Source organism: Aquimarina penaris, from assembly GCF_040786285.1.
In the GTDB taxonomy this organism is placed as follows: Bacteria; Bacteroidota; Bacteroidia; order Flavobacteriales; family Flavobacteriaceae; genus Aquimarina.
Window position 1 is genome coordinate 462938 of record NZ_JBFMKQ010000003.1, and the last position, 13167, is coordinate 476104.

Annotated in this window: 11 protein-coding genes; 9 read left to right on the forward strand and 2 right to left on the reverse strand. The window is 34.1% G+C overall.

From position 1 onward, the window contains the following. The first annotated feature begins 34 nt into the window (after positions 1–34). The 4 genes from ABW637_RS15860 to ABW637_RS15875 all read left to right on the forward strand — a co-directional run bounded on the left by ABW637_RS15860 (position 35) and on the right by ABW637_RS15875 (position 6810). Positions 35–1198: a pyridoxal phosphate-dependent aminotransferase gene (locus ABW637_RS15860; RefSeq protein ID WP_367585700.1), complete on the forward strand. Its 1164-nt coding sequence runs from the start codon at positions 35–37 to the stop codon at positions 1196–1198. A gap of 52 nt (positions 1199–1250) precedes the next feature. Beyond that, the gene (locus tag ABW637_RS15865) at positions 1251–2015 is read left to right on the forward strand and encodes an SDR family NAD(P)-dependent oxidoreductase (RefSeq protein ID WP_367585701.1); all 765 of its coding nucleotides are present in this window, start codon (positions 1251–1253) and stop codon (positions 2013–2015) included. A gap of 103 nt (positions 2016–2118) precedes the next feature. Next, positions 2119–3204 carry an Ig-like domain-containing protein gene (locus ABW637_RS15870; protein ID WP_367585702.1) on the forward strand — a complete coding sequence of 362 codons (1086 nt, stop codon included), beginning with the start codon at positions 2119–2121 and terminating at the stop codon, positions 3202–3204. A 357-nt stretch (positions 3205–3561) separates the two neighbouring features. After that, a complete protein-coding gene (locus ABW637_RS15875) occupies positions 3562–6810 on the forward strand; it encodes a M14 family zinc carboxypeptidase (protein WP_367585703.1) in 3249 nt (1082 codons plus the stop codon). 88 nt (positions 6811–6898) lie between these two features. On the opposite strand, the gene ABW637_RS15880 is transcribed toward ABW637_RS15875, so the two are convergent. Beyond that, positions 6899–7108: a hypothetical protein gene (locus ABW637_RS15880; protein ID WP_367585704.1), complete on the reverse strand. Its 210-nt coding sequence runs from the start codon at positions 7106–7108 to the stop codon at positions 6899–6901. Between the two features lie 112 nt (positions 7109–7220). On the opposite strand from ABW637_RS15880, the gene ABW637_RS15885 reads away from it, so the two are divergent. From ABW637_RS15885 to ABW637_RS15895, 3 genes are all read left to right on the forward strand, one after another. After that, on the forward strand, positions 7221–7574 hold the full coding sequence (locus ABW637_RS15885; protein ID WP_367585705.1) for a hypothetical protein: 354 nt from the start codon (positions 7221–7223) through the stop codon (positions 7572–7574). A gap of 303 nt (positions 7575–7877) precedes the next feature. Further along, positions 7878–8237, forward strand: a complete 360-nt coding sequence (locus tag ABW637_RS15890) for a hypothetical protein (RefSeq protein ID WP_367585706.1) — start codon at positions 7878–7880, stop codon at positions 8235–8237. A 10-nt stretch (positions 8238–8247) separates the two neighbouring features. Next, complete coding sequence (locus ABW637_RS15895) at positions 8248–9864, forward strand: FAD-linked oxidase (protein ID WP_367585707.1); 1617 nt, start codon at positions 8248–8250, stop codon at positions 9862–9864. A 28-nt stretch (positions 9865–9892) separates the two neighbouring features. Here ABW637_RS15895 and ABW637_RS15900 read toward each other — a convergent pair whose 3' ends face one another. Further along, positions 9893–10786: a pirin family protein gene (locus ABW637_RS15900; protein WP_367585708.1), complete on the reverse strand. Its 894-nt coding sequence runs from the start codon at positions 10784–10786 to the stop codon at positions 9893–9895. A 257-nt stretch (positions 10787–11043) separates the two neighbouring features. Between ABW637_RS15900 and ABW637_RS15905 the strand changes: the two genes are divergently transcribed. Both ABW637_RS15905 and ABW637_RS15910 read left to right on the forward strand, forming a co-directional pair. Next, the gene (locus ABW637_RS15905) at positions 11044–12357 is read left to right on the forward strand and encodes a cation:proton antiporter domain-containing protein (protein ID WP_367585709.1); all 1314 of its coding nucleotides are present in this window, start codon (positions 11044–11046) and stop codon (positions 12355–12357) included. A 111-nt stretch (positions 12358–12468) separates the two neighbouring features. Then, positions 12469–13155 (forward strand): helix-turn-helix transcriptional regulator, encoded by a 687-nt coding sequence (locus ABW637_RS15910; protein ID WP_367585710.1) that lies wholly within the window; start codon positions 12469–12471, stop codon positions 13153–13155. Positions 13156–13167 lie beyond the last annotated feature (12 nt).

A 13167-nucleotide genomic window follows, 5' to 3' on the forward strand; every position in this document is an offset into this window, starting at 1 on the left:
AACTACCTTCAAATTTGTGTAAAACTTTACAATAATGAAGAATCAAGAGGTACACAGAAGAAAATTTTTACAGCTAGGAGGAACCCTTGCTGCGGCAAGTATTATAGGACCGACACTATATAGTAACACTTTGTTCTCAGAATTAGAATCGAGTACATCAACGGAAGAAGGAAAAATACGACTATTCTCAAACGAGAACCCTTATGGTCCATCAAAAAAAGTGTTAGATGTCATTTCTAATCAACTTTCTAGAACCAATAGATATGCTTCGTATCATAAATACTCTACAGATACACTTAAAGAAAGTATAGCCAAAAAGCATGGAGTTGAAAAGAACCAGGTGATTTTAGGCCATGGTTCTTTTGAGATTTTATGTATGCTAACCCGTGCTTTTGGCAAGCAAGAAAATAGCATCATAGTACCAGGGTATACGTTTAATGTTACAGGGAGATTTGCTGATAAAGTGTTTGATCATCAGTGTAAGCAAATTCCGTTAAACGAATCCATGGATATCGATTTGGTAGCCACCAAAAAGGCAATAACAAAGGATACACAATTAGTGTATATATGTAACCCCAACAATCCTACGGGTAAAATATTGTCTGCCTCAGAACTAGAAAACTTTTGTAAAGAAATAGCTTCATCTAGTTGCACTATAGCTATTGATGAAGCCTATATAGATCTGGTAAGCCCCAAAGATAGGCTAGATATTGGTAAGCTTTTGATAGAAAAGCACAATGTGTTGATTATTCGAACATTTTCTAAAGCCTACGGGCTCGCAGGTTTAAGGGTGGGCTATGCCATCGGATTACCAAAGGTTATAGAGCGCATTAATAGCGAACATTATAGTTTTGGGGGATTGATCTGTAATTTGGGTGTCGCAGCGGCAATTACAGCCTTAGAAGATAATGCATATACGGCAGATTATCGAAATAAAAATATAGAGGTAAGATCCTATGTTGAACAGTCATTACAGAGTTTTGGTATAGAATATTTACCAAGTACAACTAATTTTATGTTGTTGAAAGTCAAAGATGTTGATCGATATCGTAAAGCGTTAAAAACTGTCGGAATTTCACCAGTTCCTGGTGGTGGGGCTAAATATCCAGAATGGTCTCGAATAAGTATTGGGACACAACCTGAGATGGAAACTTTTATCAAGACAATCGGTAAAATGGATTGGTTGATAAAGAAGTAGCAGAATACTAGATTATTACCTTATTTTTATATGAATTAAAGTATAAAAGGTAATGATACATATTGATCTAAAAGGGAAAACTATCTTAGTTACAGGTGCCTCTAATGGTATGGGAAAGGAAGTAGCTAGTTTCTTAATGAAAATGGGAGCTAGAGTAGCGGTGCATTATGGTACCAATAAAACATCAGCCGATGAGTTAGTTGCTTTATATAAGGAAACTGGTTCAAAAGCTTTTAAAGCCGATTTATCTGAAGAAGCAGAAGTGTATTCACTTGTCGAAAATGTTATAGTCTCTTTTGGTAAATTAGATGTTATGCTACTCAATGCAGGTGTATTCTTACCACATTCTGTAAAACAAAATACCGAAGATTGGTTTTCTGTTTGGAAAAAAACTATGGATATTAATTTAAATGCTGTAGGATTATTAACCAAATTAGGGATTGATCATTTTATTGATAATAAAGAAGGGAGATTTATTTTTATTGGGAGTAGAGCTGTTTTTAGAGGTGAAACCGAAGAATATCTTGCCTATGCAGCTTCAAAAGGTGGTATGGTATCACTAGCCAGAAGTGTTGCACGATCTTTTGGCAAGCAAAATATAAAATCATTTATTGTTTCCCCGGGGTTTACCCGCACCCAAATGGCAGAAAATTTTATAAAAACCCATGGAGAAGAAAAGGTTCTGGAAGAAATAGCACTTAATGAACTCACCCAACCAAAGGATTTAGCACCTTTAATTGCTCTTATGTGTAGTGGGCTTATGGATCATGCCACCGGAGCTACCATTGACGTTAATGCAGGAAGCCACATTAGGTGATATTTTGGTTTCTTACATAAAATTAGAATTTATAAAAGTTTTGAAAAGGGTTTTTTCGTGTTCAGTTGTTTTAATAGTATAAACCAACCCAGAACATTTTTTGATGATGAGCACACAGATCAAAAACGGGCTTTTTTTTCTAGTACCTTTACTAGTACTTCTTTTTGTTTCGTGTAGAAGTGATAAAGAAGATTTTATTGAAGTTTCAGAAAATAAAGAACTCAAATCGAATTCTAAGGCTGCAGAACTTATACGTAAAACCACGATGAATGATGGTTCTCGTGATAACATTCTTGATGGTTCTAGTTGTTTTACTATAGCCCTTCCTCTTAGTATTGATGTTAATGATGTAGAAACTAATATCAACACAGAGCAAGATTTTCAAATTGTTGAACAAATGTTCAATGAATTTGAAGATGACAAGGATGAAATTGATTTTATTTTCCCCATAACAATCGTTTTAAGTGATTTTTCTGAAATTTTTATAGAGGATGATGACCAATGGAAAGAGTTAGTCGAAAGTTGTGAGGAGAATGAAGGTGAAGATGAAGATATAGAATGTATAGATTTTGTTTACCCCATTACAGTGTCGGTTTTTAATCCAGAAACTGAAATTTTCGAGAATATAACATTCACTTCAGATAAAGAATTTTTTGACTTCATTGAAGATTTAGATAATGATGATGTTGTCAATATTAATTTTCCTGTATCGGTTATACTTCATGATACTTCCGAGATGGTTATCAATGATTTAGATGAACTCGAAGAGGCCATTGAAAGCGCGATAGATGACTGTCAAGAAAATGATTATACAGCAGAACGTTTTATAGAAGTTCTTACCAGCGGAAGCTTTGTAATACAGGAGTTTTTATATACCGAGAATGAAGTGACTGATGATTATGAGAACCACACCTTTAATTTCTACTCAGATAAGACATCAACGGTTACTATAGAGGATAATGTTGATGGGACCCCCCAAGGCAATGTTACCATAACTATTAATGGAACATGGTCTGTGTCTACAAGTGCATTTGGAGTGGTAAATATTACATTGGATTTTGGTGCTGAAGCACCATTAAATAAACTGAACACCACTTGGAGTATAACAGAAATTAATGATAAAAAAATGATGCTTTATTATAAAGATGAAAATGGAATTAATAATGAACTGTTTTTTGAAATGAATTAATGCTATAACGAATTACATACACACAAATCAACATAGATGCTTAAACAAAAAAAAATCTCAAAAGACCGAATACTTATAGCAGGGGCTCTAATAATTATCTATTGCCTCTTCTTGGGTTTTTTATTAGTAGTGTATACCTAAATTATGGTAAATATGACTAACCATACCATAGAGTATATAACAACCTTCAAATTTTTATTTGAAGGTTTTTTTTATGCTGTCTCTCTATGAAACAGTCTTTTGGCTCCTAAAAAGCGAAAAACATCTTTATTGAATTCTCATAGAATTTATAGTATCTTTAGACATAGTATTACACATAAACAAATCATTAACTCAATTTAAACTACTCTTACAACCATGAAAAAACAGTCTTTACTAGTGCTTTTGGTATTTTGTACCATTAGCAGCATTCTTTTTGCACAAAAAAGCAATAAAGAACTTGCAAATGAATACCTAAATGTAAAAGGGGAAGCCATTTTTAGCTTTGTTATCCAAAATACATCAGAGCTTAGTACCATTACCAAAGAATTATCAATTGTACATTATGATGAAATTACCAAAACGGTAAAGGTGATGGCTACTAAAAATCAGTTTTCTTCTTTTTTACAGAAAAATATTCCTTTTAAGATATCTGCAGAAGACAATATTGTCGGAAATAGGACTATGACCTCTGACATATCCGATAAAACTGCGGCCACTTTTCCATTAGCAGCATATCCAACCTATGCGGATTATGTAACTATGATGAATGAGTTTGCTACCAATAACCCTACTTTATGTAAAATAGAAAATATTGGCGCTACCACAGAAGGGGACAAATCATTGTTATTTGTAAAATTATCTGATAATGTAAATAGTAATGAGCAAGAACCAAGGGTAATGTATACTTCATCGATGCATGGAGATGAGATTGCAGGATATCCAATGATGCTTAATTTAATTGATTATTTATTAGGAGCATATAATGATGCGAGTCACCCAAAACACGCAGAAATAAAAAACTTGTTAGATAACAATGAGGTGTGGATCAACCCTCTTGCAAATCCAGATGGTACTTTTAGAAATAGTGCTAATAATACTTCTGTTGCTAATGCTACCCGGGGTAATGCAAATAATGTAGATTTAAACAGAAACTACCCTGATCCAGATGATGGGGCAAATCCCGATGGAAATGCATACCAAACAGAAACATTGGCTTTTATGGCTTTTGCAGAATCAAAACATTTTGTACTCTCTGCAAATTTCCACGGAGGGATTGAATTGATTAATTACCCATGGGACACCTATGCTGGAGCACACCCCGATGAAGATTATTTTATACATGTTTCTGAAGAATATAGAGATCTTTGTCAGGCCAATAGTCCAAATGGGTATTTTGATGCTTTGAATAATGGTATTACTAATGGATATGCATGGTACGAAGTACAAGGAGGAAGACAAGACTACCAGATTTATAACCATAAAGGAAGAGAAGTAACTGTAGAGCTCTCTAATGCAAAAACGCCACCCGCTAATCAACTAGTGAACTATTGGAACTATAATCGTGATGCACTTATTGCTTTTTTAAATCAGGTAAATTATGGAGTTAGAGGTGTAGTTACCGATGCTGTAACTAATCAACCTATAGAAGCTAAAGTTACTATTATTGGTAAAGAAAGTTATGAATCATGGGTTCCTACAGAGCTACCCGAAGGAGATTATTATCGACCGGTAAAAGCGGGAACATATAATATTTTATATGAAGCAGAATGTTATGAGACATTAACGCTAACCGGAGTTACAATAGCAGATTATGCTGCGGTGGTTCAAGATGTACAATTAACACCAATTGGTGGAGTTGCCCCAACGGGGTTATCGGCTTCAAATATTCAGGCGGTAACTGCTACATTAAATTGGCAAGCAACCGCTGGAGCTACCTATGATGTGCGCTACAGAGTACTAGGAAATACAAGCTGGACAACTATTTCTTCAAATACCAATACAATCAATATTACTGGTTTAGCTGCTACTACGAGCTATGAAGCACAAGTTAGAGGTAATTGTGCAGGAGGATCAAGTTCACCCTATAGTGCATCGATAAACTTTACAACAACCGAAGTTCCATTGTGTGCAGGGATTAATAGTTTTCCGTATACGGAAAGTTTTGAATCTGGTTTGGGAGCCTGGACAAATGCCACGGGAGATGATATAAACTGGACACGCGATTCTGGTGGGACACCATCGAATACTACAGGTCCTTCTTCTGGGCAAAGTGGCTCTTTTTACCTGTATACAGAAGCTTCTACCAGTGCAAATCCACCAGGGAGTCCTAATAAAACAGCGCTGCTTAATAGCCCTTGTATTGACTTATCGGCTCTTTCTGGTGTTTCCTTAGAGTTTGGGTATCATATGTATGGCGCTACGATGGGTTCAATGGAGGTTCTGATTAGTACAAACGATGGATCAACATATTCCTCTATCTGGTCAGAGAGTGGAAACCTTGGTAATACATGGAATCAAGCTTCTGTAAACCTTTCTAGTTACTCAGGTTCAGTAGTTAAATTACAATTTAAAGGTACTACGGGTAGTGGCTGGAGAAGTGATATGGCAATAGACAATATCAAAATTTCACCTTCTGTAGGAGGAGATACAGAACCGCCAACGGCACCAACTAATCTTGTCACTTCTAATATAACAGGTACAAGTATTACGTTGTCCTGGGATTCATCAACCGATAACGTGGGCGTTACTGGTTATGACGTGTACCAGGGAACAACATTGATTGATTCTACGGTAGATGGTTTGATTAGTGTAGTATCTGGTTTAACTCCGAGTACGTCATATACATTTACTGTAAGAGCAAAAGATGCCGCTGGGAATTTCTCATCAGCTAGTAATTCGGTAACAGGAACAACCCTAGAAGGAGATATAACTTACTGTAGTTCTCAAGGAAACAATATTAATTTCGAATATATTGATTTTGTCGGTATAGGAGGATTTAGTAACCCGTCTTCTGCTACATCTGGATACAGTGATTATACCAACTTAGATAAACCGACAGTAGATTATGGTGCCAATACTATAGTATTAAGTGTAGGTTTTGCAAACTCTTCATATACAGAGTTTTGGGGTGTTTGGATCGATTTCGATAAAAACGGAACATTTGAAACTTCAGAGCAAGTAGTATCGGCCTCAACGTCGAGCAGTGCTAATCAATCTTATAATTTCTCTATCCCAACAACAGCATTAGAAGGGGAAACAAGAATGAGGGTATCTATGAAATATAATGGTGCACCAGGACCATGTGAAACATTTACTTATGGCGAAGTTGAAGATTATACCGTAAATATTGGTGGTGTTGTCTTTAAAGGAACAGATGGTGTTCAAAGCGATATATCTAATAAGATAATGTTGCATCCAAATCCTGTTGATAGTGGTTTTCTTTTTGTAAAAGGAATTAACAACAAGAATGCTTCATTTAGAATTGTAAATTATATCGGACAAACAGTTATGAATGATAAACTATTAGAAAATAAGGTTAATGTATCCAATTTACCTAACGGAATGTATCTTATAGAAATTGAGAATGAAGAAACTACAGTTTTTAAACGATTTGTAAAAAAATAGACATACCATAATTTTATTAAATAAAACAAGCCGCAATGAATCATTGCGGCTTGTTTCGTTATGGATAACTTAGAATTTAAAGACGAAATTATTTCTCTTTAAAATCAATAATATCTTTAATATCTACTCCCATATAATCGGCAATTTTCTTAAGCCGTTCAAAATCTTTTACCAAATCCTTTCGCTTTACCACATAATCTCCTGCTTGCGGACTTACGCCTAGAGCTTTGGATATACCATACACCGTTTTTGCTCCTTTACTTTTTTTCAGAAGCCGTTTTAATTTCTTGTTAACCATAATAAAATAAGTAAAAAGGAATCAAATATACAAATAAATTTTTATTAAAAAAATACTTGTATATTAAAAAAATGTTTGTATATTCGTGACATACTAATCAAATCATTGAACTATGAAACTTTTATTGGCTATCACTTTATTTTGTATCTCTTTTGGAAATGCAGCACCTACACTTACAGAACCAATATTGAAGAATGAAAAGAATGAGAAAGAGAAGAAAAAAGATAAAGGAGAAAAGACATCACAGAATAAAAACCTACACTCTTTAAAAAAATGGAAAATTACCATTGAGTATACCAACGGAACTATTATCTCTAAGACTATTGGCGTATCAGAAAACTCTGAATTAAGTGCGTTAGAAACCGCCTTTGCCGAAGCAGATAAATATTTGGTAAATAAAAAAAATGTAAAAGAATTTAGTGTGTCTCCAGTAACCGCTAATTATGTGTTGCTTGCGGGAGATTAAGATTTAATCAATACCCTGAACTTACCTATTTTACCGAGAAGGACTGAGCTATTCAGTCTTTCTTTTTTTATGTCTATACGTAGAACATTTTGCTTCGATACTGAAAATCACATGAAATAAGAGGAAAATACCCCAGTATACTTATACATATATAGGGGTATTTTCCTCTTTCTTTGTTAAAGAATAATTCCTAAATTTATAGTCCTCAATTGTCATAATCAATTCCCCATTTTTAGTGATTTTTTATGTATAGGTATTGCTTAATTTTAGTGCCTATCTAGACTAATTTTATCTAAATAAACTATGACACCATTGACTACTAATCGCTTGTATACTACACTACTATTTATTAGTATAGTATTCCTTTTTGCTTCGTGCTATTCTGTACGATTAATAAGTACTAATGGGGCTCCTATGCCTGATCAAAATGAACGCGATGACTTTTATCGGGATAAAAAAGTGATTGTTTTAGATACTGTGATCAAAGCCAATATTGCAATAGACGACATTACTATTCCTGTTAAGAGGTTAGGTTGCGAGACAGGTAAGCTGTTTTCTGTAGAATATAAAGATACATTTGGCGGAAATCTCTTATACCTAATTACTTTCGGAAGTAAACGAAAAGTAAAAATCAAATATGTATGCATGAAACCTGAAAATTAATAAGCAAAACATGGCAAATACTACTTCACATCCAAAAACGCATTGGGATACATTACATAAGAATGGCCCTTTTAACTTAAAATTATTACAGATAACACAGTTAGAAGGGAAAGCAAATATGCCTTCGGCTATAGATAGATATAATGATGCTGCATTAGAGATTCAGCACCTTATCAAAGAAGCTTCAGATAATAATGAAGGATTTCGGGCATACGGTGCACGTTGGTCCATGTCTAGTATTGCACATCAAAAAGATAGAATGCACTACAATAGTTATATGAACTTAGATCTTCCGATATTTGCAGATAGTGTTCATCCCGATTCTCCCTATGAAAAAAGCAATCTGTTTTTCTTTCAATGCGGAAACACAATAAAAGAAATCTCTCAAGCACTAGGAGCTCATGGAAAATCATTAAAAACTACTGGTGCCAGTAATGGTCAGACCATTGCAGGTTGTATTTCGACTGGGGTGCATGGTTCTGCGTTAGATGTAGGATCTGTGCAAGATTATGTGGTAGGAATAAATTTAATTACCGGACCTAATCCAGAGGATATTGTATATATCGAACGACATACAAAACCTGCGCTTACAAATTCGTTTATACAAAAAATCAATGCAAAGGTAATTCGTAATGATGGCTTGTTTAATGCTGCCTTGGTAAGTCTTGGTTCTTTTGGATTTATACACGGTATAGTTATAGAAGCTGAAGATAGGTTTTTATTAAAACGATATGTAAAAAAAATAAATAAGAATACTGCACTCAAATTAGCAAAGACAATGGATTTTGCTTCTTCAGATTTTCGAATTGATGGAGAAATTGATGCCAACGGAAAACCTAAAAGACCCTATCATTATAAAGTTTTTATTAATCCATATACCGATGAGGATCAATATGTAATAGAGGCAATGTATAAAAAACCATACACTTCTACGTATCCAGATCCATTTAATACTATAGAGAAATCAGTATATCGGGATTTGATATATTTATTGATAAAAATAAGTGAGAAATTTCCTAAAAGAATACCTTTCTTCATTAAGCAATTACAAAAACAAATATTACCAGAGGTAAACGAAGAATCCTTAGGAACACTCTATGAAACCTTTTGGGATGCTCCTTATCAAGGCCCTGCTTTTGCATGTTCTTTTGGTGTAGACAGTAAGGATTCGGAAAAAGCATTAAATGTGCTAATTGATCTTACAAAAAAAGAAGGTCCTATTCCCGGAATATATGCGATGCGATTTATTAAAAAATCTGAAGCTACTTTGGCTTTTTCTAAGTTTCCTATTACCTGTATGATAGAAATAGATGGTGTACTATGGAAAAAGAGCAGGAATCTTATGAGTTTAAAAGAATTCTCGCGTAGAATGATCCAGGTACTGCAACAAAATGATATACCTTTTACAATTCATTGGGGTAAGAATTCTGATTGGGGTTTTCCTGGTTTAGTACAATATATGTATGGAGCTAAAGCATCAGAATGGAAAGAGTATCGTAATAGTTTATTATCAAAAAAAATGGCAGCTTTGTTTTCTAATGATTTTTTAGAGACTATAGGTTTATCAGATACTGTATTAGAAACAGAAGATGTTGATGAAGATTTAATTGCTTCCTTATTAGGTTAATATTAAAGTCTTATTTTTGAGAACTATATTATGATTGTTTTAATTTACTAATTGGTAAAGGTACATAGGTTTTATCTCCTGGTACTTTCGGAAATTCGTGATTTTGCCATCTTATTTTGGCTGCTTCAATTTTTTCTTTGCTTGTAGAGACAAAATTCCAATAGATATGTCTTTCCTCATCAAAAGGTTGACCACCAAATAACAAAACATGAGTTTGGGGTTCTAATACTATGGTACAACTGTCTTCGACTTTAGATACCAGCATATTTCCTTGTTCTATATGATTATCACAGGCTTTTACTGCACCTTTTACGATGCAAATTCCGATTTCACCTTTCAGTTCTCCCTTTATTTCTAATTCATACTGTTCTTCTGTTTTTATTTCAACCATAAACAAATCAGAATGAACGGGTAGAGGAGAGGTATGCCCATATCCAGTACCTGCAATTAGGCGGTAATTTGCTCCGGCATCATTCCAACTTGGTAAATCATTGGTGTTCATATGGTGAAACTCTGGTTCTATATCCTCTAATGATTTAGGCAGAGCTACCCATATCTGATATCCATGAGCCGTAAATTCTTTCCCTTCTTCTCTTAGGTCATATGGTGTGCGTTCTGTATGTGTAACTCCTTTACCGGCAACCATCCAATTTACAGAGCCTGGTGAGATGCGTTGATTTGTACCGATACTATCCTGATGTACTAATTCTCCTTCGAGCATATAGGTTAATGTAGATAAACCGATATGAGGATGCTGATCCACATCCATATAATGCCCATTTTTGATACGTGTTGGTCCCATATGATCAATAAAAATAAAAGGACCTACCATTCTCTTTTTTCTAAAAGGAATAAGTCTTCCTACTAAAAAGTCACCAATATCCCGGCTTCTTTCTTCAATAATTAACCCCGTATTTGACATGATTTTTCTATATTTTATGCACTACTAAAGGTATATTATTTTCTGTATATATGAAGTTAAATATATATTAATCCAATAGTAGACTCAGACTAAAATCCTCTTTTATAGATAGATGATCTATAAATACAATATTGTTGATGTTGATTACCTATATACGTTAAAATAATTTATTATCTTTTCATCTGTTTTATACGTTATGGCCTATTTCATTCGTTTACAAACGTAATCAACTAACATAATCAACCTTAAACCTACTCATGGAAATTTTTTCTTCGTACAATGTTATTATAGGAGTTTCACTTATTATTATTTTATCATTTATTTTTAACGGGGTTGCTAAAAAGACCAATATCCCTGCAGTATTAATGCTAATTATTTTGGGGGTAATTTTACAATATATCCTCAAAGCTTTTGGTGGAGATACCGATTCTTTTGGCCCTATTTTAGAAGTACTAGGAATTGTTGGGTTAATTATGATTGTACTTGAAGCTGCCCTAGAGTTAAAACTTAAAAGTGATAAGCTAATGCCAATTCTTAAATCGATGGCAATAGCTTTAATTGGATTAGTAGCTTCTACCTTTATAGCGGCAGTAATTCTAAAGGCATTAGTAGAAGGTATGACCATGCAGTCGGCTTGGTTATATGCAACTCCCTTATCTATTTTATCCAGTGCTATTATTATCCCTAGCGTAAGTGCATTATCTGAAGCGAAGAAAGAGTTTCATATTTATGAAAGTACGTTTTCTGATATTTTAGGGATTATGTTATTTTATTTCTTAACAGGAAGGTTAAACCCGGCTGAAGATTCTGGAGTAGGAGGCTTTTTTCTAAATCTTATCCTTACGATTGTGATTTCTTTGGTTGCTAGTTATGCCATTATCCTTATTTTTCAGAAGATAAAAAGTCAGGTGAAATTATTCTTGTTAATCGCAGTATTGCTACTGTTATATGGTTTAGGAAAAAAGATGCATTTATCATCCTTAATCATTATCCTGATTTTTGGACTAGTAATCGCTAATATGAAATTGTTTTTTCAAGGAAGATTACGAGAGTACTTGGATTTTGAAAAAGCAAAATCTATCTACCACGAATTGCATGTGATTACTGCCGAAACTGCTTTTGTAGTACGAACTTTATTTTTCGTCATTTTTGGAATTACGATAGTACTTTCTTCGTTGTTAAGTCTAAAAGTTACATTAATTAGTATTTTGATATTGATTTCTATTTATGCAATACGATATGGTTTGCTACGTCTTTTTATGGGGAAAGATATTTCTCCCCAAGTATTTATCGCTCCTAGGGGTTTAATAACTGTACTTTTGTTTTATGCGATTCCTGCAGAGGCAATGGTAGAAGGTTTTGAACCAGGGATATTACTATTTGTAATTATAGGTACTAGTCTAATAATGACCGGAGGAATGATTAGAGACAAAAAGCTAAATCCTCCAGAGTTAGACGCCGCCGTTACCCCAGAAGATAGTGTTGAAGAAACAGAATATTTTATTAACAACACGACTGATCTAAGTGATATTGATGATTCGATCACGCCCGATGCTCATGAAACCGAATAATGAAATGAGCCATAGTACTATCTTGTTGATTGATAGTCTTGCTTACTTATGTCTGAAAGAATAATATTGGTGAAAATTCCATCTGATAACTAGAAAAATATAATAAAACAGATGAAACGCTTACATCGATTAACAGCAATATTAGTTAAACTGCAATCCAAAAGGGTAGTGCAGGCTGCAGAACTTGCCGATAAGTTCGAAGTTAGTTTGCGTACAATATACAGAGATATGCAAGCACTTACCGATGCAGGAGTGCCCATTGGTGCCGAAGCGGGTACAGGGTATTTTTTAGTAGATGGGTATTCTTTACCTCCAGTAATGTTTACCGAAAAGGAAGCCAACGCTCTGTTAACGGCTTCAAAAATCATAGAAACCAACAATGATCAATCTCTAATCCAGGAATATCAAGGAGCTATCGATAAGGTGATTGCTGTTCTTAAAACTACGCAAAAAGAAAAACTAGAATTATTAGAACAACGTGTTTTTACATATACAAGAAGTGAAATCCTCCCCAGTAACTCATTATTGATAATACAACAGGCAATTACTGATTATAGAGTGTTAGAAATTAAATATACAGCAGCAAATAAACAGTTTACAAAACGACAAGTCGAACCTCTAGGTGTTTATTTTACCAATAATATTTGGGTGATGATAGCATATTGTAGATTACGCAAAGACTATCGACAATTTAGAACTGATCGAATCCTTAACCTTATTGAAAATCAAGAGTTTTTCCCGCCGCAACAGTTTACTCTCGAAGACTATTATAAAAAATATTACGAAACACATAATTAAAAAAAACTACTG